The sequence below is a fragment of the Massilia timonae genome, from assembly GCF_001866515.1.
Lineage (GTDB): Bacteria > Pseudomonadota > Gammaproteobacteria > Burkholderiales > Burkholderiaceae_D > Telluria > Telluria timonae.
In genome coordinates, this window is record NZ_JRYB01000001.1 from 2,696,593 (window position 1) to 2,719,507 (window position 22,915).

Genomic DNA, 22,915 nt, shown 5'->3' on the forward strand with positions numbered 1-22,915 from the left:
TTGATCGAAAATCCAATGTTTCTCTATGAAAATTGTGCACTTGCAGCATGGGATTTTATATTGTGAAATGCCATACCGTAATTTGAAAATGCCAAAATCCACTGGTAGAATCCATTGGTTTATCTAAAAAGATAGTCTGAAATTTCACCACTCGCCGCCAGCCTGCGCAGGGATCGGGTCGGGGCGCACCACTCTAGGAGACGCATGACATGTCAGCTCAACTCGACCAGTTGACCGCGCAAGCCGCCAATGATCCGGACGCGATCGAGACCAAGGAATGGCTCGATGCGCTGGAAGCGGTGATCGAACATGAAGGGACCGAGCGCGCCCATTACCTGATGGAGCGCCTGGTGGACCTGGCGCGCCGCCGTGGCGCCCACGTTCCGTTCTCGAGCAATACCGCCTACGTCAACACCATCCCGGCCCACCTGAACCAGAATTCGCCGGGCAATCTCGAATACGAAGAGCGCCTGCGCTCGTGGATGCGCTGGAACGCGATGGCGATGGTCGTCAAGGCCAACCGCGCCGACGGCGACCTGGGCGGCCACATCTCGTCCTTCGCCTCGCTGGCGAACATGCTGGGCACCGGCTTCAACCACTTCTGGCACGCCCCGACCGAAGACCACGGCGGCGACCTGCTGTACATCCAGGGCCACTCCTCGCCCGGCATCTACGCGCGCGCCTTCCTCGAAGGCCGCCTCTCCGAAGAGCAGCTGCTGAACTTCCGCCGCGAAGTCGACGGCAAGGGCCTGTCGTCGTACCCGCACCCGAAACTGATGCCGGACTTCTGGCAGTTCCCGACCGTGTCGATGGGCCTGGGCCCGCTGATGGCGATCTACCAGGCGCGCTTCCTGAAGTACCTGCACGCGCGCGGCATCGCCAAGACCGACAACCGCAAGGTCTGGGTCTTCTGCGGCGACGGCGAGATGGACGAGCCGGAATCGATGGGCGCGATCGGCATGGCCGCGCGCGAGCAGCTGGACAACCTGGTCATGGTCGTCAACTGCAATCTGCAGCGCCTGGACGGTCCGGTGCGCGGCAACGGCAAGATCATCCAGGAACTGGAAGCCGACTTCCGCGGCGCCGGCTGGAACGTCGTCAAGGTCATCTGGGGCTCGCAGTGGGATCCGCTGCTGTCGCAGGACAAGGAAGGCATCCTGCAGCGCGTGATGATGGAAACCGTCGACGGCGAATACCAGAACTACAAGGCCAAGGACGGCGCCTACGTGCGCAAGCACTTCTTCGGCAAGCATCCGAAGCTGCTCGAGATGGTCTCGAAGATGAGCGACGACGACATCTGGCGCCTGACCCGCGGCGGCCACGATCCGCACAAGATCTACGCCGCCTTCAAGAACGCGCAAGAAAACAAGGGTTCCCCGACCGTCCTGCTGGTCAAGACCGTCAAGGGCTTCGGCATGGGCAAGTCGGGCGAGGCGCGCAACACCGCGCACCAGACCAAGAAGCTGGACGACCAGGCGATCCGCGACATGCGCGACCGCTTCAATATCGCCATCCCCGACGACAAGCTGGCCGACATCCCGTTCTTCAAGCCGGCCGACGACGCGCCCGAGATGGTGTACCTGCACGAGCGCCGCAAGGCCCTGGGCGGCTACCTGCCGCAGCGCCGCGAGAAGGCCGACGAGCAGCTGACCGTGCCGAAGCTGGAATCGTTCAAGGGCGTGCTCGAGCCGACCCCTGAAGGCCGCGAGATCTCGACCACCCAGTCGTACGTGCGCGTGATCACCAGCCTGCTGAAGGACGAAAGCATCGGCCAGCGCATCGTGCCGATCCTGGTCGACGAATCGCGCACCTTCGGCATGGAAGGCCTGTTCCGCCAGATCGGCATCTTCAACCAGCAGGGCCAGTTGTACGAGCCGGTCGACCGCGACCAGGTGATGTACTACCGTGAAGACAAGGCAGGCCAGATCCTGCAAGAGGGCATCAACGAAGCGGGCGGCATGAGCTCGTGGATCGCGGCGGCGACTTCGTACTCGTCGAACAACCGCACGATGATCCCGTTCTACACCTTCTACTCGATGTTCGGCATGCAGCGCGTGGGCGACCTGGTCTGGCTGGCCGGCGACATCCGTGCGCGCGGCTTCCTGATGGGCGGCACCGCCGGCCGCACGACGCTGAACGGCGAAGGCCTGCAGCACGAAGATGGCCACAGCCACGTGATCGCCGCGACCGTGCCGAACTGCCTGCCGTATGACCCGACCTTCGGTCACGAAGTCGCCGTCATCATCCAGGACGGCCTGCGCCGCATGGTGGAAGAACAGGAAGACGTGTTCTACTACATCACCATCATGAACGAGAACTACTCGCATCCTGGCCTGAAGCCGGGCCAGGAAGAGGGCATCCTGAAGGGCATGTACCTGCTGCAGGAAGGCGCCGCGATCACTGGCGACAAACCTGCGCCGCGCGTGCAGCTGATCGGCTGCGGCACCATCCTGCGCGAGTCGATCTTCGCCGCCGAGCTGCTCAAGAACGACTGGGGCGTCGATGCGGACGTGTGGTCGGCGCCTTCGCTGACCCTGCTGGCGCGCGACGGCCAGGACGCCGAGCGCTGGAACATGGTCAACCCGGAACTGCCGCAGCGCGTGCCGTACGTGACTTCGCTGCTGCAGAACACCAGCGGCCCGATCGTCGCGACCACCGACTACATGCGCATGTTCGCCGAGCAGATCCGCGCCTTCATGCCGAAGGACCGCACCTATAAAGTGCTGGGCACCGACGGCTTCGGCCGCTCGGATTCGCGCGTCAAGCTGCGCGAGTTCTTCGAGGTGAACCGCTACTACGTCACGGTCGCCGCGCTGCGCGCCCTGGCCGACGAAGGCAAGATCGACCGCGCCATCGTGTCGCAGGCGATCGCCAAGTACGGCATCGACCAGAACAAGCCGAATCCGGTGACCCAGTAAATGCTCATGCAGGCCGCTTCTTCCTGTCGGAAGCGGCCTGCCTAGGCTAACTCGAATAAAAAATTTGGAGCTAACACTATGAGCGTTGTGGAAGTCAAAGTCCCCGATATCGGCGACTTCAAGGAAGTCGAAGTCATCGAACTGATGGTCAAGCCGGGCGACACCATCAAGGTCGACCAGTCGCTGGTGACCGTCGAGTCGGACAAGGCCAGCATGGAAATCCCGTCGAGCCATGCCGGCGTCGTGAAAGAGATCAAGGTGAAGGTCGGCGACAAGGTCGCCGAAGGTTCGCTGGTGCTGCTGCTCGAGGAAGCGGGCGGCGCCGCCGAAGCGCCTGCCGCCGCCGCTCCTGCGGCTGCTGAAAAACCGGCTGAAAAACCTGCCGAAGCGCCGGCCGCAGCCGCCCCAGCGGCGTCCGGCGGCCCGGTCGACGTGACCGTGCCCGACATCGGCGACTTCAAGGAAGTCGAAGTCATCGAGCTGATGGTCAAGGTCGGCGACACGATCAAGGTCGACCAGTCCCTGATCACGGTCGAGTCGGACAAGGCCAGCATGGAGATCCCGTCGAGCCATGCCGGCGTCGTGAAGGAACTGAAAGTGAAGGTCGGCGACAAGGTCGCCAAGGGCTCGCTGGTGCTGGTCGTGGAAGCGACCGGCGGCGCATCGGCTGCTCCTGCCGCCGCGCCCGCACCTGCCGCTGCCCCGGCAGCCGCACCTGCCGCTGCGCCGGCTGCCGCGCCAGCACCGGCGCCAGCGCCTGCCGCCGCTCCGGCGCCAGCCGCCGCGCCAGGCGTCACCGGCTCGAAAGCCCACGCCTCGCCATCGATCCGCAAGTTCGCGCGTGAACTGGGCGTCGACCTGGGCCGCGTGCCGGGCACCGGTCCGAAGGGCCGCATCACCCAGCAGGACGTGCAGACCTTCGTGAAGGGCGTGATGTCCGCCCCGGCCGCCGCTGCGCCTGCGGCAGCGGGCGCCGGCGCCGGCATCGGCGGCATCAGCCTGCTGCCATGGCCGTCGCTCGACTTCTCGAAGTTCGGTCCGACCGAAACCGTGCCGCTGTCGCGCATCAAGAAGATCTCGGGCCCGAACCTGCATCGCAACTGGGTCATGATCCCGCACGTGACGCACTTCGACGAAGCCGACGTGACCGACCTGGAACAGTTCCGCGTCGATTCGAACGCCGCGCTGGCCAAGCAGAAGTCCGCCGTCAAGCTGACCATGCTGGCTTTCGTGATCAAGGCGAGCGTCGCCGCGCTCAAGAAGTTCCCGCAATTTAATGCGTCGCTGTCGGAAGACGGCGCGGCCCTGATCACCAAGCAGTACTACAACATCGGCTTCGCGGCCGACACCCCGAATGGCCTGGTGGTGCCGGTCGTGAAGGATGCGGACAAGAAGACCATCTCGCAGATCGCCGTCGAAATGGGCGAGCTCTCGGGCCAGGCGCGCGAAGGCAAGCTGCCGCCGACCGCGATGCAGGGCGCGACCTTCACCATCTCGTCGCTGGGCGGCATCGGCGGCACCAACTTCACGCCGATCATCAATGCGCCGGAGCTGGCGATCCTGGGCCTGTCCAAGTCGGCGATGAAGCCGGTGTGGGACGGTTCAAACTTCCAGCCGCGCCTGATGCTGCCGCTGTCGCTGTCGTACGACCACCGCGTGATCGACGGCGCCGGCGCCGCGCGCTTCGCCGCCTACCTGGCCGAAGTGCTGGCCGATATGCGCAAGACCCTTCTGTGATTGGAGCGCACTGATGAGCACTGTTGAAGTGAAAGTCCCGAACATCGGCGACTTCAAGGACGTCGAAGTGATCGAGCTGATGGTCAAGGCTGGCGACACGATCAAGGTCGACCAGTCCCTGATCACCGTCGAATCGGACAAGGCCAGCATGGAGATCCCGTCGACCCATGCCGGCGTGGTAAAGGACATCGCGGTCAAGGTCGGCGACAAGATCAACGAAGGCACGCTGCTGCTGACGGTCGAAGAGTCTGGCGCCGGCGCGCCGGCGGCCGACAAGCCGGCCGACAAGCCGGCTGAAAAGCCGGCCGCGCAGATCGGCGCGCAAGCCGCGGCGCCGACCGCCGCCGCCGCGCCGACCGATTCGTATGCGCCGGCACACCCGGCGCCGGCCGCCCAGCCGGGCGCCGCGCCTGCGCCGAATGCGTCGAGCTACTCGGGCCAGGTCGACATCGAATGCGAGATGATGGTGCTGGGCGCCGGTCCTGGCGGCTATTCGGCCGCCTTCCGCGCCGCCGACCTCGGCATGAACACCGTGCTGGTCGAGAAGTACGCGACCCTGGGCGGCGTGTGCCTGAACGTCGGTTGCATCCCGTCGAAGGCGCTGCTGCACGTGGCGCATATCATGGATGAAACCGCGCACATGGCCGACCTGGGCGTCTCGTTCGCCAAGCCGCAAGTCGACATCGACAAGCTGCGCGCGCACAAGGATGGCGTGATCAAGAAGATGACCGGCGGCCTGGCCTTCATGGCCAAGGCGCGCAAGGTCAATGTGGTGCAGGGCGTGGGCCAGTTCCTCTCCCCGAACCACATCGAAGTCACCGGACCGGATGGCGCGAAGAAGGTCGTGGCCTTCAAGAAGGCGATCATCGCCGCCGGCTCGTCGGTGGTGAAGCTGCCGTTCGTGCCGGAAGATCCGCGCATCGTCGATTCCACCGGCGCGCTGGAACTGCGCCAGGTGCCGAAGAAGATGCTGGTCATCGGCGGCGGCATCATCGGCCTGGAAATGGCGACCGTCTATTCGACCCTCGGCGCGCGCATCGACGTGGTCGAGATGATGGATGGCCTGATGCAGGGCGCCGACCGCGAGGCGGTCAAGGTCTGGCAGAAGTTCAATGCCCACCGCTTCGATAACATCATGCTGAAAACCAAAACCGTCGGCGTGGAAGCGCTGCCGGAAGGGATCAAGGTCACCTTCGAAGCGGCCGAAGCGGGCGCCACTTCGCCGGAACCGCAGCTGTACGACCTGGTGCTGGTGGCCGTGGGCCGCAGCCCGAACGGCAAGAAGATCTCTGCCGACAAGGCCGGCGTGACGGTGACCGACCGCGGCTTCATCCCGGTCGACGGCCAGATGCGCACCAATGTGCCGCACATCTTCGCCATCGGCGACCTGGTGGGCCAGCCGATGCTGGCGCACAAGGCGGTGCACGAGGCGCACGTGGCGGCCGAAGCAGCCCTGGACAAGAAGACCCACTTCGACGCCAAGGTGATCCCGTCGGTCGCGTACACCGATCCCGAAGTGGCATGGGTCGGCCTCACCGAGGACGAAGCCAAGCAGAAGGGCATCAAGGTCGAGAAGGGCCACTTCCCGTGGAACGCCAGCGGCCGCGCGGTCGCCAACGGCCGCGACGAAGGCTTCACCAAGCTGCTGTTCGATGCCGAGACCCACCGCATCGTCGGCGGCACCATCGTCGGCACCAATGCCGGCGACATGATCGGCGAGATCGCGCTGGCGATCGAGATGGGCGCGGACGGCGTGGACATCGGCAAGACCATCCACCCGCACCCGACCCTGGGCGAGTCGATCGGCATGGCGGCAGAGGCCTACGAAGGCGTCTGCACCGACCTGCCGCCGCCGAAGAAGCGCTAAGCCGCAAAAAGCTGGGGTCAGGTCTGACATTCGGACACGGCCTCAGCATTCATCAAGCAACAGCTCGGCCAGAAGCTGATATTCGTACACCGGTGTTGTAGAGCCCGTGTCCGAATGTCAGACCTGACCCCGCTGTTGCTTTTTTACATCTGCCGGAACACGTCCATGTAGTTGCGGCTCACCACCAGCTGCTCGTCGCGCCCCTTGAGCTTCACGTGCAGCCGCCCGCGAAAATCGGTGCGCGTGCCCGCCACGTGGCGCGCCGCCACGATCACCCCACGGTGGATCTGCCAGAACTGCTGCGGGTCCAATTGTCCGAATGTCAGACCTGACCCCGCTGTTGCTTTTTTACATCTGCCGGAACACGTCCATGTAGTTGCGGCTCACCACCAGCTGCTCGTCGCGCCCCTTGAGCTTCACGTGCAGCCGCCCGCGAAAATCGGTGCGCGTGCCCGCCACGTGGCGCGCCGCCACGATCACCCCACGGTGGATCTGCCAGAACTGCTGCGGGTCCAATTGCTCCTTCAACTGCCGCAGCGGCGTGCGGATCAGGCTTTCGCCATCCGGCAGGAACACGCTGGTGTACTTGTCGTTGCTCTGGAAGTAGATCACTTCCTCGACCGCGATCAGGCGCGTCTCCTGGCCCGCCGCGGCGCGGATCCATTGCAGCGGCGCCGGCGCGGCCGGGGCGGCCGGAACGCCGGCCCCCAGCTGGCGCAGCAGTGCCTGCAGGGCGTCCGCCGGCAGCGCGGGCGCTGGCGCCGACAGCGCGGCGCGCAGCCGCTCGACGGTGCGCGCCAGCCGCTCCTGGCGTATCGGCTTCAGCAGATAATCGAAGGCCTCGTGCTCGAAGGCCTGGGCCGCGTAATGCTCGTGGGCGGTGGTGAACACCACGCGCGGAGGATTGCCGCCGGCGCACAGCCGCGCGGCCAGGTCGATCCCGGTCAGGCCCGGCATCTGGATGTCCAGGAACGCCACCTGCGGCGCCAGCTCGTCGATCAGGCGCAGCGCTTCGATGCCGTTCGGGGCGCGCACGATCTCGAGGCCGGGCCAGGCTTCGCGCAGCTGGGTGGCGAGATAGTCGAGCAGATGGGGTTCGTCGTCGGCGATCAGGGCAAGGCAGCGGTCGATGATGTCACCTCGGTGTGTGAAAGGGGAAGCAGCAGGCGCGCGACCACGCCGCCGCCGGGATTGTCGAGCAGTTCCAGGCGCGCGCCCGGCCCGTGCAGCTGGCGCACACGCTCGCGCAGATTGGACAGGCCGACGCCGCCGCCGGGACGCGGCGGCGCCGGTACCAGGCCGCGCCCGCTGTCGCGCACCTCGACCCGCAACACGCCGTCGTCGTCGACGGCGGCGCGCAGCACGATCTCGCCGCCGTCCACCTTGGGTTCCAGTCCGTGCATGACGGCGTTCTCGACCAGCGGCTGGACCAGCATCGGCGCGATCGGCAGCGCGCGGCAGGCGTTGTCCGCCTCGATGCGCCAGCGCAGGCGCTCGCCCATGCGCACGCCCAGCACGTCGAGATAGCTTGCCACCAGATCCAGTTCGGCCCCGAGCGTGGCGCTGCCGGCGCGGCTGGCGGCCAGGCTGGCGCGCAGGTAGTCGATGAAGCGCTCCAGCATGCGCCGCGCCTGGGCCGGCTGGGTATCGATCAGGCTGACCACGTTGGCCAGCGTGTTGTACAGGAAGTGCGGCTCGATCTGGGCCTGCAGCGCGCGCAGCTGGGCCTCGGCCAGCAGCCGCGCCGTGGTCGCCATCTGCTCTTGCCGGCGCGCCTCCAGGGTCTGGCGTTCGATGCGGCGCTCGCCGGCGACCAGCACCATCAGGATGGCCACGCCGATCGCCAGGCCAAAGGCCAGCAGGCCGCCGAGCGCGTCGGCATTCAGGATGGGCAAGGCGCCGCGCAGGATGGCGCCCGAGACGGCGATGCCGAAGGCGGCGCACAGCACGATCGCGGCCAGGTCGAGCAGGCGCGCATTCGTCCGGCCGGTGGTCGGCGGCACCACCTTCTCCAGCACCCGCAGCGCGCCATGAATGGGAAAGCCGACGCATTGCGATGCCAGCAGGCTGTAGCCGAACAGCGTGAGGAACGACGCCCTCCAGTTGCCGAACGTGGTCAACGCCAGCGAGATCCCGAGCGCGATCAGCGTATTCCACAGCGCGGTGTAGAGCAGGTCGCGCGCGGCCGAGCGCGGCCAGCGCCGGAATACCGGGAACAGTTCCAGCGGGTGGCCGCGCCTGTGCGCGGAGATCGGAGCGGATAGTTTCATGCTGTTAAGAAATTACCATGAAAGCAGTGCGGTGCGCGATAGGGAAGTCGCGCCAGCGCCACCGGCCCATCCTTGACGCCGGCGGCGTCGAACACCGTCATCACCGTGACGCCGGCGCGCAAGTCCTGGGCCACGCCGACCAGGTAGCCATCAGTCTCCGAGCGCGCGTTGCGGCGCGGGACCAGCACGTGTTCCTCGACCTGCCAGCCGGCGCCGAAGACGTAAGCATCGACCTTGCCGCTATCCGTATCGACCAGGTTGACGCTGTCGAGCCGCAGGTCGGGCGAGGCGCCGCTGGCGCCCAGCAGGGCGAGGCGGCGGTGGCGCGCCATCGCCACCTGCGGCATCACGCGCGGGAATTCGCTGGCGCCGAACAGGCACCCGGTGCGCGCCTGGCCGCCGGCATAGTCGAGCGTGACCTGCACCGTGCGGCTGCGCGGCGGCGTGTGCTCCCCGCGCATCACGCTGCCCACCTCGGCCAGTGCGTCGCCCTCGTGCAGCACCACGTCGAAGCGGGTGCAGTCGCCGTCTTCCCAGGCGTTCCCGAAGTGGAACACCATCTGCGGCGGCAGTTCGAAGACCTGGCGCAGCGCCAGCGTGTCCTTCGCAATCACGATCACCCGCGCCGCACGTTCACTGTTCCAGACATGGCGATCGGCGAAACTCAGACCCGCATCGTTCTGCAGATCGTAGGGCGGCACGATGAAGATCAGGTGCTTGCTGCTCACTACGAAATCATGCACCATCGCAAGTTGCGGCACCGGCAGCACGGCGGTGCGCAGCAGCTGGCCCCGGGCGCCGATCTGGTAGATCGCCAGGCGGTTGGCGCCGGGCAGCGTGCCGAAGTTCCACATGCCGCCCTGCGGATCGAGCTTGGGGTGGGCCGAGAACGGCATCGCGCGCAAGTCAATGCTCCAGGTCTTGATGCCGCGCGTGGCCAGCGACTCCGGATCGAGTTCGGTCGCCGAGCCGCCTTCCCACAACGCATACAGCCGGCCGTCGAACGGCAGCAGATTGGTGTTGGCGGCGTTCATGGTGTCGTTGTCGCGCACGCCCCGGCGCGTCACGAGCGTGCCGAAGGCCGGATACAGGAACTGGCCGGCCGCGCTTTCTTCGACGTAGCGCTGGGTTTCGACGTAGCGGCCCCGGTGGCGCACCTTGCCGTCGCCCACGGTCCAGGCCTGGGCGAAGCCGTCGCCGTCGAACCAGTGGTGATAGCGTTCGCCACCCAGCTCGAAACGGCCCGGCCCGTTGCGGTAGAAGGTGCCGCACAGGTCGCGCGGCAGGCGGCCCTTGACGAGGGCGTCGCCTTGCTGGCTGCCGGCCTGGTTGGCGTAGACCGCCAGCGACGGGTCGCGCGCCAGGGCAGCGTGGAAGCGTTGGTAGGTGGCCTCGTCGGCGCGGACCGCCGGGGCGAGGGCGAGGGCGCCGAGTGCGGCGCCGGCATGCAAGAAGGAGCGGCGGTCCATGGCGGCCTCAGCGCAGGGTGATGCGGATGGCGTTGCCGCCCTGCGGCAGGTCGATGCGGGCAGCCTCGAACGCCGGCGGCCCCATATTGCCCAGCGCATCGTTGCTGAAGCCGGTCGCCTCGACCGGGATGCCCATCATGTTCTGGTCCAGCTTGCCGTTGTCGTCGGCGTCATGGTAGGCGGCGATGGCGTACTGGCCGGCGGCCAGGTCCTTGAGCGCGAAGGTGGCGCCGCCATCCCGCACGGGCGCGCTGGCGCTGTGCAGCGGGCGCTTGAGGAAGCGGTCGGCGCTGTCGAACAGGGCGATCTTCACGCTGCCGCCGTCGCCGCGCGCGCCGTCGACCTGGATCGACAGGTCGGCGGCGTGGCTGGCGGCGGCGCTGGACAGCAGGGCAAGCAGAAGGACAAGGCGGTGCATGAACGTCTCCGTTGAGTGGTCGATAGGGCCATTCTGGAAGAGCGAACCGCGCCCCGCCGCGGTGTGCGACGAAGCGGCGCCAGGCGGCGCGAAATGCACGGATACGGCGCGAATCGTCATCAAGAGAAGCCGCCACGTGCGCCGCTTGCCAGCGCCTGCCAAAAGCCTATGATGAGGGAGTACGGCGGGAAATGCGGCGGCAAGCCGACTTGCCGCGCCCGCGTTCACAGGAGGGCAAGATGGACGAGCACTGCAACGAGTACGTCGGGACCGTCTACGTGTTACCGGAAACCCGCTGTTTCGAACTCCATACCACGGTCCACGGCGCGCCGGCGACCATCTGCGGCACGGTGTCCCAGCTGCTGGCCTCGCAATTCAGCCAGTACGTGCCGGGCGCCATCGGCACCGTCGATCCGCAGCAGGTGGCGGTGCGGCCGCGCCGGGTCGAGGTGCTGACCCGCGAACTGCACGAGCGCCACCGGGCGCCGCGCAAGGTGCACCTGCTCACGCGCGTGCATGACGTGGAAGAGCAGGCCAGGCCGGTGCCCGTGTCGGCCGTCTGACGAGCACCATAAAAATGAAAATGCCGCCCGGCTTGCACCGGACGGCACTGTTTTGGAGGCGACTTTGCTTCAGCTAAAGCTGACGAAGCGCTCCGGGATATCGATCGTGCCGGCCTTGGCGGCGGCGGCATAGGACCGCATTTCAGCGATCACGGCTTCCATCTGGTCGGCGCCAGGGTTTTCGATAAAGTTTTTCATGCGTTCTTGCAGCGATGCCTGTTGATCACGCCATTCGTATCTGGACGACTTGCTCATGCTTTCTCCTCGCGGTCTCACCGCTGTTATTGATATTCACGACACCCTCTGTGAAGGCTTACAGAGTGCCACAAAAATGCCCGTTGTGTCCGTGCGATGCCGCACTTAGTCATCCAGCTCTCGTGATTATTTAACAGTTCTTCAGAACGCTGGCATAAAACAGCTCGAGACGCGCCGCCAGCTCGCGCCGCGCCTCCTCGCGCGTTGGTTGGGTGTCGGGGAACAAGAAGCGCCCGATCGGATCGCCGCAGATGCAGCCGATCAGATGGATCGGCAGCAATTCCAGCGGCACCTCGTCGCGCAGCTGGCTGCGGATGTCCGGGCGCGAAAAGAAGCGGTACAGCATCTCGCGCGTCAGGCGCGGCCCGCCCTCATAGAAAGCCTTCGCCAGTTCCGGATTGCTGGCGGCTTCGGCGATCACCACGCGCTGCATGGCCATCGTATCGGGGTCGACCAGCAGATCGTAGAAGTCGCGCGCGAAGTCGTCGACGATCGCGCGCAGCGGCCGGGTGTCGGCGTCCATGCTGTGTCCGGCAAACAGGCGTTCGCGCCGTGAGGCGAGCACGGCCTTGAGCAGGCCGGCCTTGCCGCCGAACTTCACATAGATCGTGCGCACCGCCACCCGCGCCTCGCGGGCGATGGCTTCCAGGCTGACCTTGGTATAGCCATGGCGCAGGATGAGGCAGCCCGCGGCCTCGATCAATTCCTGGGTACGGGCCTCGACTTCCGACGCCTTCGGGCGTCCGGCGGATTTGACGGTCGCCGGGGTTTCACTCTGTGCTTTGCTCATGGCAAGGACTCTAGTGCAAACCAAAATGAAACGCAACCGTTTCATTTCTTGACTTCCCCGTGTTGCTGGCAAATAATGCGATGAATCCATTTCATTTCATTTTCCGGAGCTTTTCCATGGCAGAGATGCACAGCACGGCAGGGCAGGCGCCCGCGGCACAGACCCCAGCGGGCGCGGCGCCAGGCAGCGGGCCCGGCAAGAGCGGGCCCAACAAGCGCGTGCTGGTCGTGGTCGGCCTGATCGCGCTGGCCGCGATCGGCGCCGGCGGACGCATGTGGTACCGCAGCCATCACTTCGTCGAGACCGAAAATGCCTATGTCACCGGGCGCGTGCACCAGGTGTCGTCGCGCGTGGCCGGCGTGGTCACCAAGGTCCTGGTGGACGACAACCAGCTGGTGAAGGCGGGCGACGTGATCGCCGAGCTGGACCCGGTCGACCACGCCGTGCGCGTCGAGCAGATCGAAGCCCAGATCGCCAGCATGCAGCAGCAGGTTGGCCAGGCCGAGGCGCAGATCCAGCAGGTGCGCGCCCAGGCCGCCGCCGCCGGGGCCCAGGTCAAGCAGTCCCAGGCCCAGTTGCTGCGGGCGCGCCAGGACGCCGAACGCTTCGGCCAGCTGTACAACGAGACCATGAAGGCGGTGTCGAAGGCCGAGGTGGATGCCTCGAACGCCGCGCGCGACGCCGCCGTGGCCGACCTGGCCGCGCGCCGCGACAATGCCGCCGCGGCGCAAGCCCAGATCGGCGCTGCCGAGGCGGGCCGCGACGTGCTCAAGGCGCAGGTCAAGGTATTGCAGGCGCAGTGGAAGGAAGCGCAGCAGCAGCTGGCCTACAACCGCATCGTGGCGCCGGTGGACGGCCGCGTCGGCCGCCGCAGCGTCGAAGTCGGCGCCCGCGTGCAGCCGGGCCAGGCGATGCTGGCCGTGGTCGAGGACAACGTCTGGGTGGTCGCCAACTTCAAGGAAACCCAGCTCGCCGGCCTGGCGCCGGGACAGAAGGTCAGCCTCGAGGTCGACGCGCTGCCCGAGCATCACCTGGTGGGCCGCGTGGACAGCTTCGCCCCGGCCTCGGGCAACCAGTTCGCGCTGCTGCCGGCCGATAACGCGACCGGCAACTTCACCAAGATCGTGCAGCGCGTGCCGGTCAAGATCACCTTCGACCCGCAGGACGTGAAGAAATACGCCGGCCGCCTGGTGCCCGGCATGTCGGTGGTGGCCGAGGTCGAACTGGGCCAGGACGTCAAGCCGACCCAGACCGCCGCCGTGCACTAAGCGCTTGCCATGACGACCCTGAGCAAACCCGCCGCAGTCGGCCCGACATCGGGGGCAGTCCCGGGCGCGCCTGCAAACGGCGCCGCGGCCTTGCGCGGCCCGGTGGACCTGCGCACCTGGATCGCGATCGCCGCCGGCATGCTGGGCGCCTTCATGGCGGTGCTCGACATCCAGATCACCAACTCTTCGCTGCGCGACATCCTCGGCACCCTGTCGGCCACGCAGGAAGAAGGCTCGTGGATCTCGACCGCCTACCTGTGCGCCGAGATCGTCGTGATCCCGCTGACGGCGCTGTTCACGCGCGCCTTCGGCGTGCGCAACTACATGATCGGCACCACCGCGCTGTTCCTGGTGTTCTCGACCCTGTGCGGCGCGGCCTGGAGCCTGGAGAGCATGATCGTGTTCCGCATGCTGCAGGGCTTCACCGGCGGCGCGCTGATCCCGATGGCGATGACCCTGGTGATGACCTTGCTGCCGCCGTCGAAGCGCGCCACCGGCATGGCCATCTTCGGCCTGACCGCGACCCTGGCGCCGGCCATGGGCCCGACCCTGGGCGGCTATTTGTCGGAGCTGTATGGCTGGCCGTCGATCTTCTACATCAACTGGGTGCCGGGCGTGCTGCTCATCGCCGGCATGGCCTGGGGCCTGAATCCCGAGAAGGCCAACCTCAGGACGCTGGTGAAGGCCGACTGGCTCGGCATCGCGCTGATGGCGATGGGCCTGGCCTGCCTGACGATCTTCCTGGAAGAGGGCAATTCGAAGGACTGGTTCGATTCGAGCTTCATCGTGACCTTCGCCGCGCTCTCGCTCACGGGCCTCTTGGGCTGGGTGGCGCTGAGCTTCTCGAAGCCGGAACCGTTCGTCAACCTGCGCCTCTACGGCCAGCGTAACTTTCTGGTGGCGACCACGCTGTCGGCGGTGATCGGCATGGGTCTGTATGGTTCCTCTTACCTGTTGCCGCTGTACCTGGGCCAGATCGCCGGCTATACGCCGATGCAGATCGGCGAAGTGATCGCCTGGGTCGGCCTGCCGCAATTGCTGGTGATGCCGTTCGCGGCCAAGCTGTCCTCGAAAGTGGACAACCGCATCCTGTGCAGCTTCGGCCTGTTCATGTTCGGCATCTCGTGCATCATGAATTCGTTCATGGACGCCACCACCGGCTACGACCAGCTGATGTGGACGCAAGTCGTGCGCGCCATCGGCCAGCCGTTCGTGATGCTGACCCTGTCGAACTTCGCGATGTCCGGCCTGTCGCCGCGCGACATGGGATCGGCCTCGAGCCTGTTCAACATGACCCGCAACCTGGGCGGCTCGATCGGCATCGCGCTGCTGGCGACTTCGCTCACCAACCGCGAACACTTCCATTCGGCGCGCCTGGGCGAAGCGGTTTCCAGCTATGCGCCGGCGACGCAGGAACGCCTGGATGCGCTGACCCAGGGCTTCATCGCCAAGGGCATCGACCCGGCCGCGGCAGCCAGCCAGGCGCTGGCCGTGGTCGACCGCCTGGTGCGGCGCGAAGCCTATGTGATGGCCTATAACGACGGCTTCTGGATCATCGGCATGATCCTGCTCGGCTGCATCGCGGCGATCTGGATGGCCGACAAGGTCAAGTCGCCGGGTGGCGGCTCAGGCGCCCATTGATGCGGCCATTGATACTGAATCGAATGAAGAGATCAACCATGTTCAAACCTCTCGCCACCGTCATCGCGATCAGCGCATTGCTCGCCGGCTGCACCACGCTCGGCCCAGACTTCAAGGCGCCGGACGCGCCAGCGCAATCTGCGTTCCGCCATCTCGACGCGGGCAGCGACAGCGCGCGCCTGCCGGCCGCCTGGTGGACCGTGTTCCATGACGCCACCCTCGACAGCCTGGAGGCGCGCGCGCTGCGCGACAATCCGGGCGTGCAGGCCGCGGCCCAGCGCCTGCTGCAGGCGCAGGCGCAACTCGGCGTGGTGCGCGCCGGCCAGCTGCCGAGCGTCTCGCTCGGCGCCGGCGTGTCGAATAGCCGGACCTCGGCCGAAACGTCGCAGGGCCTGGCCCTGGGCGGGCGCTCGATCGAGGGCAATAACTACAGCGTCGGCGCGTCGCTGTCGTATGAGCTCGACCTGTGGGGCCGCGTGCGCCGCGTCGTCGAGGCCAGCGATGCGCAGGCGCTGGCGGCGCAGATGGATCGCGACGGCGTTCTTCTGCTGCTGTCGGGCCAGGTCGCGTCGTCGTACTGGCAGCTGCGCGGCCTGGACGCCGAGCGCGCGATCCTCGAGGACGCCCTGGCCACCCGCCGCGAGTCGCAGCAACTGGTCGAGGCCCGCTTCAATGCCGGCCTGTCGAACGAGCTGGACGTGTCGCGCGCGCGCATCGAGCGCGCCAACGCCGAAGCCGACCTGCACGAAGTGCAGCGCCAGCGCAACCTGGTGGAACACGCGCTGGCCACGCTGGTGGGCAGCACGCCCAGCGCGCCGTTGCTGGCGGCAGCGGACGTGCAACTGCCGCAGCCGCCCGCGATTCCCGTCGGCCTGCCGGCCAGCCTGGTGGGCCAGCGGCCCGACCTGGCGGCGAGTGTGGCGCAGCTGAAGGCGGCCAATGCGCAGATCGGCGTGGCCGAAGGCGCCTTCTATCCGGCGTTGTCGCTGACCGGGAATTTCGGCTATGCCTCGCAAAGCCTGAACGACCTGACGAGCGGCGGCGCGCGCCAGTTCTCGGCCGGCCCGCTGGCGCTGTCGCTGCCGATCTTCGATGGCGGACGCAATCGCGCCAACCTGGCGCTGGCCAGGGCGCGCTACGACGAGGCGGTGGCCAACCACCAGACGAAGCTCCTGAGCGCGCTGCGCGAGGTCGAAGACGCGCTGTCGGACCTGCAGCAGCGCCAGCAACAGGGAGACGTGCAAGCCCAGTCGCAGCAGGCCGCGGCGCGCGCGCTGCTGGTGGCGCAGGCGCGTTACGAGCGCGGCGTGTCGACCTATCTCGACGTGACCGACGCCCAGCGCAGCACGCTGGCGGCGGACCGCGCCGCGGCCCAGATCCGCACCCAGCGCCTGCTGGCGACGGTGGCGGTGGCGCGCGCGCTCGGCGGCGGTTGGGAGCAGGGAGAGGCGCTGGCGACGGTGCGATAATGGTCCGGTTGTCATCCACGACCCGAGAGACCATGAAAACCATCCTCGCACCACTCGTCCTGTGCGCCGCCATTGGCGCCGCTTTTAGCCCGACCGTGCAGGCGCAAACGGCGCCCGCGGTCGCCAGCGCCGACCAACTGCACGCCATGTCGAAACGCTTCGCGCCGGTCGAGCTGCGCGCCGACGTGGCGCACTTGTCCAAAGGTGACCGCGCCGCCATCGCCAAGCTGATCGAAGCGGCGAAGATCGTCGACACGCTGCAGCTGCGCCAGCGCTGGGCTCACAACGAGGCCCTGTGGAACGCGCTCAGGAAGGATACCACGCCGCTCGGCCGCGCGCGCCTCGATGCGTTCTGGCTCAACAAGGGCCCGTGGTCGAACCTCGACAACAATGCCTCGTTCATGCCGGCCGAGTATGCGGGCATCAGGATTCCGGCGCAGAAGCCCGAGGGCGCCAACTTCTATCCGGAAGGCGCCACCAAGGCATCCCTGGAAAACTGGATGAACGGCCTGGCGCCGGAGCAGAAGAAAGAGGCGCAGTGGTTCTTTACGGTGATTCGCACTGGGCCGGACGGCAAGCTGCGCACCGTGAAGTATGCGGATGAATACCGCCCCGAACTGGAACAGCTGGCGAAACTGCTGCGCGAGGCGGCGGCAGCCACCGATAACGCCTCGCTCAAGAAATTCCTGAACCTGCGCGCCGACGCGTTTCTTTCCAACGACTATCTCGCCTCGGACTTCGCCTGGATGGACCTCGACTCGCCGGTCGACGTGACCATCGGGCCGTACGAAACCTATAACGACGAGCTGTTCGGCTACAAGGCCGCGTTCGAGGCCTATGTGAGCATCCGCGATCCGCAGGAAACGGCCAAGCTCGACTTCTTCGGCAAGCACCTGCAGGAACTCGAGGACAACCTGCCGCTCGACAAGCAGTACCGCAACCCGAAGGTCGGCGCCATCGCGCCGATGGTGGTGGTCAACGAGGTGGTTGGCGCCGGCGACGGCAATATGGGCGTGCAGACCGCCGCCTACAACCTGCCGAACGACGAGCGCGTGATCCGCGAGCGCGGCTCCAAGCGCGTGATGCTCAAGAATGTGCAGCAGGCCAAGTTCGCGTCCACGCTCACGCCGATCAGCAAGCAGGTGCTCAAGCCGGCGGATCAGAAGGACCTGGACTTCGATTCCTTCTTCACCCACATCCTGGCGCACGAGATCATGCACGGCCTGGGACCGCACCATACGAAGAAGGATGGCAAGGACTCGACCCCGCGCCAGGACCTGAAGGAAACCTATTCGACCATCGAGGAAGCGAAGGCCGACATCACCGGCCTGTGGGCGCTGCAATACATGATGGACAAGGGCCTGCTGAAGGACACGCTGGGGCAGGGCGCGGCGGCCGAGCGCAAGCTGTACAACACCTTCCTGGCCTCGAGCTTCCGCACCCTGCACTTCGGACTGGGTTCGTCGCACGCGCGCGGCATGGCGATCCAGGTGAATTACCTGCTCGACAAGGGCGGCTTTGTCGCCCACGACGACGGCACTTTTTCGGTCGACTTCAAGAAGATCAAGGGGGCCGTGATCGACCTGGACCGCGAATTCCTGACCATCGAAGCCACCGGCGATTATGCGCGCGCCAAGGCGATGATGGACAGGTACGTCGTGATCCGCCCCGAGGTGCGCAAGGCGCTCGACAAGCTCAAGGCGGTGCCGAACGATATCCGTCCGGCCTTCGTGACGGCGGACAGTTTGCTCAAATAAGGGTGCTGTAAGCACGCCGCGCAGCACCGTGCTATAGTCAAATCGTTTCCAATAGGAAATACCTATGGTGTTTCCTTTCACTGAACGACTAACACGGTGCTACCCATGAAAACCAAGAATCTGACCATCGGCGCCCGGCTGGCATTCGGCTACGGCGCCGTTTTCTTATTGATGATTGCCCTGGTCGCGCTGGCGGTGAGCCGCGTGGGCCGGATCGAAAGTGTTCTCAACCATATCAACGAGGTCAACAGCGTCAAGCAGCGCCACGCCATCAATTTCCGCGGCAGCGTGCACGACCGCGCGATCGCCCTGCGCGACGTGGTGCTGGCCCAGGACGGGGCGGCGGCGGCCGCGCCGATCGCGCTGATCCGCACGCTGGACGACAACTATGCGCGCGCAGCCGGCCCGCTGGATGCGCTGTTCAATGAACGCAAGGACATCCTGCCGGAAGAGAAGGAGGCGCTGGCCGCGATCAAGACCCAGGAAAGCCTGGCCAAGCCGCTGATCGCGCGCGTGATCGCGCTGCACGCGGCCGGCCAGGTCATCGAGGCGAATGCGCTGCTGGCGCAAGAGGCGGCGCCGGCCTTCACTGCCTGGCTGGCCAGCATCAACCAGCTGATCGACCTCGAGGAACAGCTGAGCCACGAGGCGGCCGCCGAGGCGCGCCACATGGCCAACGGCTTCTTCGGCTGGATGGCGCTGCTGTGCGCGGGCGCGATCGCGGCCGGTTCGCTGGCGGCCTGGTACATCAGCCGCGGCCTGCTGCGCCAGCTGGGCGGCCAGCCTGATTATGCCGCCTCGATCGCCAGCGCCATTGCCAGCGGCGACCTGGGCGTGGAGATCGTCACCCGCCCGGGCGACCGCGCCAGCCTGCTGTTCGCGATGCAGGGCATGCGCGACAGCCTGGTGCGCATCGTGGCCCAGGTGCGCAACGGCACCCTGGCGATCGGCGCCGTATCGACCGAGATCGCGGACGGCAACCGCGACCTGGCCAGCCGCACCGAACGCCAGAACGGCACCCTGCAGGCCACCGCCGCCTCGGTCGAGCAGCTGACCGGCACCGTGCGCCAGAATGCCGACAACGCGCGCCAGGCGAACATGCTGGCCGAATCGGCCTCCGACGTGGCGCAGCGCGGCGGCCAGGTGGTCGCCGAGGTGGTGGGCACGATGGCGGCGATCAACGAATCGTCGAAGAAGATCGTGGACATCATCGGCGTGATCGATGGCATCGCGTTCCAGACCAATATCCTGGCGCTCAACGCGGCCGTGGAAGCGGCCCGCGCCGGCGAGCAGGGCCGCGGCTTCGCCGTGGTGGCGACCGAGGTGCGCAACCTGGCGCAGCGTTCGGCGGCGGCGGCCAAGGAAATCAAGGTCCTGATCGGCAGCTCGGTCGAACGGGTCGATGCGGGCGCGCGCCTGGTGGACCAGGCCGGCGCGACGATGGACGAGATCGTCACCGGCGTCAAGCGCGTCACCGACATCATGGCCGAGATCAGCCATGCGTCGGCGGAACAGAATGCCGGCATCGAGCAGGTCAATGGCGCGATCGGCCAGATCGACTACGCCACGCGCCAGAACGCGGAACTGGTGCAGCAGGCCAGCCAGGCCGCGGCCTCGCTGGAAGAAGAAGCCGAGCGCCTGGCTCAGCTGGTCAGCATTTTCCGGCTGGATGGGGCGACGGTGGCGGCCTTGCCGGCTGGCCGCAAGCGGCCAGCGCTGACAGCCTGACGCCGACCGGGGGCCGCGCTGCCGGCCCCTTGCTTTTTTGAGCATAGGGAAATATTTTCCTGAAAGTAGTGCGCGATCTGGGGATAGAATTTCCGATAGGAATTTCGCTCATCCTGGAGACGCACCATGTCCAAGCCCCTCCTGTTCGCGGCCGTCTGCGCCGTCGCATCCGCCGTCTTGCCATCCCAGGCCGCCCAGCTGACTGCGCAGGAATCGCGCTGGCTGCGCGCCGCCGCGCCCGTGCTGGCGTACTCGAAATCGATCGACCTGCCGGTCGACGTCATCGTCCAGCCGCAGGCGCCGGCCGGCGCGGTGCCGCTGGCGATGGGCTTCGACAAGGGGCGCTGCAAGCTGGTGCTGTCGATGCGCGGCAATCCCGAGGCCGAGCAGGTGCTGGCGAACGTCCCCGCCGACGAGCAGGCGCTGCTGATCGAAGCCATGGCCGCGCACGAACTGGCCCATTGCTGGCGCTATGCCCAGGGCGAATGGCATCTGCTGCCGGCCGGCTTCGTCGAAACGGGCCATGAAACCTCGCACGATCCCGCCCTGCTGGCGGCGGCGAAGGCGATGCGCGACACCCGGCGCGAGGAAGGCTTCGCCGACCTGGTGGCGCTGGCCTGGATCCAGCGCACCCAGCCGGGCGGATATGCGCGGGTGCACGGCTGGCTGAGTGGCGTGCGCGCGACGGTCGCGGTGCCGGGCAGCGGCCACGATACGCGCGCCTGGGTGGGCCTGGCGGCCAACGGCAGGCAGTTCGACGGCCGCCTGTCGCCGTTCGAGGCGGCCGATGCGTTGTGGCGCGAGGGACTGCTGCGCGGCGACCGCTGAGCGGGCGGCTATCGCCCGCATTAGCTTAATTGATTTTTTTATAAGCGTTCGATGCCGCACAGAGTGCTCGTCAGTACAGGCGTTTAATGAGTCCACCAATAACTCAATAGAGGGACTCAACATGAAATCGTTCATCGCCACCCTGATCGCCACCGCCGCCGTCGCCGCTATCGGCATCGCTCCCGCCGCTGCCCAGACCAACAAGGACGCCCACAAGACGGCAATGGACAAGGCGAAGGCCGACTACCGTGTTGCCAAGGACAAGTGCGATGCCATGAGCGGCCACGCCGAAGACGTCTGCGAAGACGAGGCCAAGCTGGCCCGCGCGAAAGCCGAACTGGACGCCACCACCAAGTTCGACAATACCGGCAACAATGTGCGCAAGGCACGCGACAACGTGATCGACGCCGAGTATGAACTGGCCGATGAAAAATGCGATTCGCTGAAGGGCGACGCTGAAGACAAGTGCGAAGCGCAGGCCAAGTCGACCCGCGACGCCGCACGTGACGCCAACAAGGCCAAGTAATCGCTGAGCACGTCGCGTTCGCACCTCACTGCGGCCGCGACTGCATTGCCCTGAGGACGTCGTTCCTGCTGCTGGCGGGAACGGCGTTTGTGCGTTAACGGGGCATGCGCAAGGCAAGTGATTTGCGGCGATGTCCCACAGACCGGTTTGTCCGAACAAGGTACGTTGTCGCACAGATGTTGAAGGGTACAGGGCGTTTAATGGATGCCATCCTAACAACGCATGCAAGGGAATCCGATCATGAAAACCCTCATCGCTACCCTGATCGCAACCGCCGTCTCCGCCGTCGCCGTTGCTCCCGCCACTGCCGCCCCCGTCGACAAGGACGCCCACCGCGCCGCGATGGACAAGGCCGCCGCCGACTACCGCAGCGCCAAGGCCAAGTGCGACGCCAGGAGCGGCAATGCCGAGGAAGTGTGCGAAGACGAAGCCAAGCTGGCCCAGGCGCGCGCCGAACTCGATGCCTACACCAGATACGACACCACCGGCGGCAACCTGCGCGATGCGCGCGCCAAGGTGATCCGCGCCGAGCACGAGCTGGCCGATACCCAGTGCGACGCCACCGCGTCCGGCGACAAGGACCGCTGCAAGGCCACGGCCGGCTCGATCCGCGACGCCGCGCTGGCCCGCCTGGACGACCGCAATATCGACCGCGCCGTCGGCCCCAGCAGCAGCGGCGAGCTGGTGAGCAGCATCGACTCGAAGGATCCGGCGACGGCCGCGGCCGTCCAGAAGTGCGAACAGATGACCGGCGATGCGCGCAGCGCCTGCGTGGTCGACCAGCGCGGCAACGTCACCACCGCCACCAACGTGGCCAGCACGACCGGCGCGGCGGTTGCCGCCAACACCCGCGAAGCGGCGGCGAACGCGGCCGAGAACACCCGCGAAGCGGCGCGCAACGCGGCGGACAAGACCCGCGAGGTGGCGTCGAACGTGGCCGAGAAGACCGGCATGGCCGGCGCAGGCGAACGCACCCGCGAAGCGGTCGCCACCGTGAAGGAAAAGACCGCGGCCGCCGTCGACCGCACCAAGGAAATGGCGTCGAACGCCGTCCGCAAGACGGAAAACGCCACCGAGCGCGCGGGCGAGAAGACGGCCCGCGTGGCCTCGGACAGCACCATCACCACCAAGGTCAAGGCCGGCCTGGTGGCCGATCCCGCCCTGAAGGGCATGGACATCAGTGTCGACACCGAAGGCGGCGTCGTGATGCTGAGCGGCTTCGTCGAATCGAAGGCCGAAGCCGACAAGGCCATGCAAGTGGCCAAGGGCGTCGACGGCGTGACCAACGTCAAGAGCGCGATCAAGGTCAAGTAATGTCGGCCTGACGTAGTGCGCCAGCCCGCGGCCGTCCGGCGCGCGGGTGTTTCTTTTCGGTGAGTGCTTATGCCGTGTGGATGACGCGCCACAGTTT

Annotated in this window: 19 protein-coding genes; 12 read left to right on the forward strand and 7 right to left on the reverse strand. The window is 66.6% G+C overall.

The genetic code is table 11. The features are described 5' to 3' along the window. Positions 1-209: 209 nt before the first annotated feature. The 3 genes from aceE (at position 210) to lpdA (ending at position 6,522) form a co-directional block, all read left to right on the forward strand. Positions 210-2,918: a pyruvate dehydrogenase (acetyl-transferring), homodimeric type gene (gene aceE / locus LO55_RS11570; protein WP_005665688.1), complete on the forward strand. Its 2,709-nt coding sequence runs from the start codon at positions 210-212 to the stop codon at positions 2,916-2,918. Positions 2,919-2,996: 78 nt separating this feature from the next. Beyond that, positions 2,997-4,655 (forward strand): dihydrolipoyllysine-residue acetyltransferase, encoded by a 1,659-nt coding sequence (aceF, locus tag LO55_RS11575; RefSeq protein ID WP_071361552.1) that lies wholly within the window; start codon positions 2,997-2,999, stop codon positions 4,653-4,655. 13 nt (positions 4,656-4,668) lie between these two features. Beyond that, a complete protein-coding gene (gene lpdA, locus LO55_RS11580; RefSeq protein ID WP_071361553.1) occupies positions 4,669-6,522 on the forward strand; it encodes a dihydrolipoyl dehydrogenase in 1,854 nt (617 codons plus the stop codon). A gap of 143 nt (positions 6,523-6,665) precedes the next feature. On the opposite strand, the gene LO55_RS25840 is transcribed toward lpdA, so the two are convergent. Genes LO55_RS25840 through LO55_RS11600 form a run of 5 tightly spaced genes read right to left on the reverse strand, consistent with a single transcriptional unit; the run spans position 6,666 to position 10,679 of the window. Then, positions 6,666-6,833 carry a LytTR family DNA-binding domain-containing protein gene (locus LO55_RS25840; protein WP_229410130.1) on the reverse strand — a complete coding sequence of 56 codons (168 nt, stop codon included), beginning with the start codon at positions 6,831-6,833 and terminating at the stop codon, positions 6,666-6,668. 37 nt (positions 6,834-6,870) lie between these two features. Then, entirely contained in the window at positions 6,871-7,611 is a 741-nt protein-coding gene (locus LO55_RS11585; RefSeq protein ID WP_229410249.1) for a LytR/AlgR family response regulator transcription factor, read from the reverse strand. A 20-nt stretch (positions 7,612-7,631) separates the two neighbouring features. Continuing rightward, positions 7,632-8,792, reverse strand: coding sequence for a sensor histidine kinase (locus LO55_RS11590; RefSeq protein WP_071361554.1), 1,161 nt, complete (start codon positions 8,790-8,792; stop codon positions 7,632-7,634). Then, a complete protein-coding gene (locus tag LO55_RS11595) occupies positions 8,789-10,261 on the reverse strand; it encodes a carotenoid oxygenase family protein (RefSeq protein WP_071361555.1) in 1,473 nt (490 codons plus the stop codon). The genes LO55_RS11590 and LO55_RS11595 overlap by 4 nt, the downstream gene beginning before the upstream one ends. Positions 10,262-10,268: 7 nt before the next feature. Further along, entirely contained in the window at positions 10,269-10,679 is a 411-nt protein-coding gene (locus LO55_RS11600; protein WP_071363771.1) for a DUF2141 domain-containing protein, read from the reverse strand. A 239-nt stretch (positions 10,680-10,918) separates the two neighbouring features. Here LO55_RS11600 and LO55_RS11605 point away from each other — a divergent pair, with 239 nt between their 5' ends. Beyond that, on the forward strand, positions 10,919-11,242 hold the full coding sequence (locus tag LO55_RS11605; protein ID WP_005665696.1) for a hypothetical protein: 324 nt from the start codon (positions 10,919-10,921) through the stop codon (positions 11,240-11,242). Positions 11,243-11,311: 69 nt separating this feature from the next. On the opposite strand, the gene LO55_RS11610 is transcribed toward LO55_RS11605, so the two are convergent. Further along, the gene (locus LO55_RS11610; RefSeq protein ID WP_005665700.1) at positions 11,312-11,497 is read right to left on the reverse strand and encodes a hypothetical protein; all 186 of its coding nucleotides are present in this window, start codon (positions 11,495-11,497) and stop codon (positions 11,312-11,314) included. Positions 11,498-11,627: 130 nt separating this feature from the next. Next, entirely contained in the window at positions 11,628-12,287 is a 660-nt protein-coding gene (locus LO55_RS11615) for a TetR/AcrR family transcriptional regulator (protein WP_071361556.1), read from the reverse strand. A gap of 116 nt (positions 12,288-12,403) precedes the next feature. Here LO55_RS11615 and LO55_RS11620 point away from each other — a divergent pair, with 116 nt between their 5' ends. From LO55_RS11620 to LO55_RS26860, 8 genes are all read left to right on the forward strand, one after another. Then, the gene (locus LO55_RS11620; protein WP_071363772.1) at positions 12,404-13,555 is read left to right on the forward strand and encodes an HlyD family secretion protein; all 1,152 of its coding nucleotides are present in this window, start codon (positions 12,404-12,406) and stop codon (positions 13,553-13,555) included. 9 nt (positions 13,556-13,564) lie between these two features. Next, the gene (locus LO55_RS11625; protein ID WP_071361557.1) at positions 13,565-15,196 is read left to right on the forward strand and encodes a DHA2 family efflux MFS transporter permease subunit; all 1,632 of its coding nucleotides are present in this window, start codon (positions 13,565-13,567) and stop codon (positions 15,194-15,196) included. 38 nt (positions 15,197-15,234) lie between these two features. Further along, positions 15,235-16,665 carry an efflux transporter outer membrane subunit gene (locus LO55_RS11630; protein ID WP_071361558.1) on the forward strand — a complete coding sequence of 477 codons (1,431 nt, stop codon included), beginning with the start codon at positions 15,235-15,237 and terminating at the stop codon, positions 16,663-16,665. A 32-nt stretch (positions 16,666-16,697) separates the two neighbouring features. Next, on the forward strand, positions 16,698-18,422 hold the full coding sequence (locus tag LO55_RS11635) for a DUF8614 domain-containing protein (RefSeq protein WP_071361559.1): 1,725 nt from the start codon (positions 16,698-16,700) through the stop codon (positions 18,420-18,422). A 105-nt stretch (positions 18,423-18,527) separates the two neighbouring features. After that, the gene (locus LO55_RS11640; protein ID WP_071361560.1) at positions 18,528-20,150 is read left to right on the forward strand and encodes a methyl-accepting chemotaxis protein; all 1,623 of its coding nucleotides are present in this window, start codon (positions 18,528-18,530) and stop codon (positions 20,148-20,150) included. Positions 20,151-20,276: 126 nt separating this feature from the next. Further along, positions 20,277-20,978 (forward strand): hypothetical protein, encoded by a 702-nt coding sequence (locus LO55_RS11645; protein WP_071361561.1) that lies wholly within the window; start codon positions 20,277-20,279, stop codon positions 20,976-20,978. Between the two features lie 121 nt (positions 20,979-21,099). Further along, a complete protein-coding gene (locus LO55_RS11650) occupies positions 21,100-21,504 on the forward strand; it encodes a hypothetical protein (RefSeq protein WP_071361562.1) in 405 nt (134 codons plus the stop codon). Between the two features lie 240 nt (positions 21,505-21,744). Then, positions 21,745-22,818, forward strand: coding sequence for a BON domain-containing protein (locus tag LO55_RS26860; RefSeq protein ID WP_218145976.1), 1,074 nt, complete (start codon positions 21,745-21,747; stop codon positions 22,816-22,818). Positions 22,819-22,915: the final 97 nt, after the last annotated feature.

Coding starts and splice junctions, on each gene's coding strand:
- LO55_RS11650 (WP_071361562.1), top strand. CDS start 21,100: ATGAAATCGTTCATCGCCACCCTGATCGCCACCGCCGCCGTCGCCGCT.
- LO55_RS11590 (WP_071361554.1), bottom strand. CDS start 8,792: ATGAAACTATCCGCTCCGATCTCCGCGCACAGGCGCGGCCACCCGCTG.
- LO55_RS11620 (WP_071363772.1), top strand. CDS start 12,404: ATGGCAGAGATGCACAGCACGGCAGGGCAGGCGCCCGCGGCACAGACC.
- LO55_RS11595 (WP_071361555.1), bottom strand. CDS start 10,261: ATGGACCGCCGCTCCTTCTTGCATGCCGGCGCCGCACTCGGCGCCCTC.
- LO55_RS11645 (WP_071361561.1), top strand. CDS start 20,277: ATGTCCAAGCCCCTCCTGTTCGCGGCCGTCTGCGCCGTCGCATCCGCC.
- LO55_RS11640 (WP_071361560.1), top strand. CDS start 18,528: ATGAAAACCAAGAATCTGACCATCGGCGCCCGGCTGGCATTCGGCTAC.
- aceF (WP_071361552.1), top strand. CDS start 2,997: ATGAGCGTTGTGGAAGTCAAAGTCCCCGATATCGGCGACTTCAAGGAA.
- LO55_RS11625 (WP_071361557.1), top strand. CDS start 13,565: ATGACGACCCTGAGCAAACCCGCCGCAGTCGGCCCGACATCGGGGGCA.
- LO55_RS11600 (WP_071363771.1), bottom strand. CDS start 10,679: ATGCACCGCCTTGTCCTTCTGCTTGCCCTGCTGTCCAGCGCCGCCGCC.
- lpdA (WP_071361553.1), top strand. CDS start 4,669: ATGAGCACTGTTGAAGTGAAAGTCCCGAACATCGGCGACTTCAAGGAC.
- LO55_RS11630 (WP_071361558.1), top strand. CDS start 15,235: ATGTTCAAACCTCTCGCCACCGTCATCGCGATCAGCGCATTGCTCGCC.
- LO55_RS11635 (WP_071361559.1), top strand. CDS start 16,698: ATGAAAACCATCCTCGCACCACTCGTCCTGTGCGCCGCCATTGGCGCC.
- LO55_RS11615 (WP_071361556.1), bottom strand. CDS start 12,287: ATGAGCAAAGCACAGAGTGAAACCCCGGCGACCGTCAAATCCGCCGGA.
- LO55_RS26860 (WP_218145976.1), top strand. CDS start 21,745: ATGAAAACCCTCATCGCTACCCTGATCGCAACCGCCGTCTCCGCCGTC.
- aceE (WP_005665688.1), top strand. CDS start 210: ATGTCAGCTCAACTCGACCAGTTGACCGCGCAAGCCGCCAATGATCCG.
- LO55_RS11605 (WP_005665696.1), top strand. CDS start 10,919: ATGGACGAGCACTGCAACGAGTACGTCGGGACCGTCTACGTGTTACCG.
- LO55_RS11610 (WP_005665700.1), bottom strand. CDS start 11,497: ATGAGCAAGTCGTCCAGATACGAATGGCGTGATCAACAGGCATCGCTG.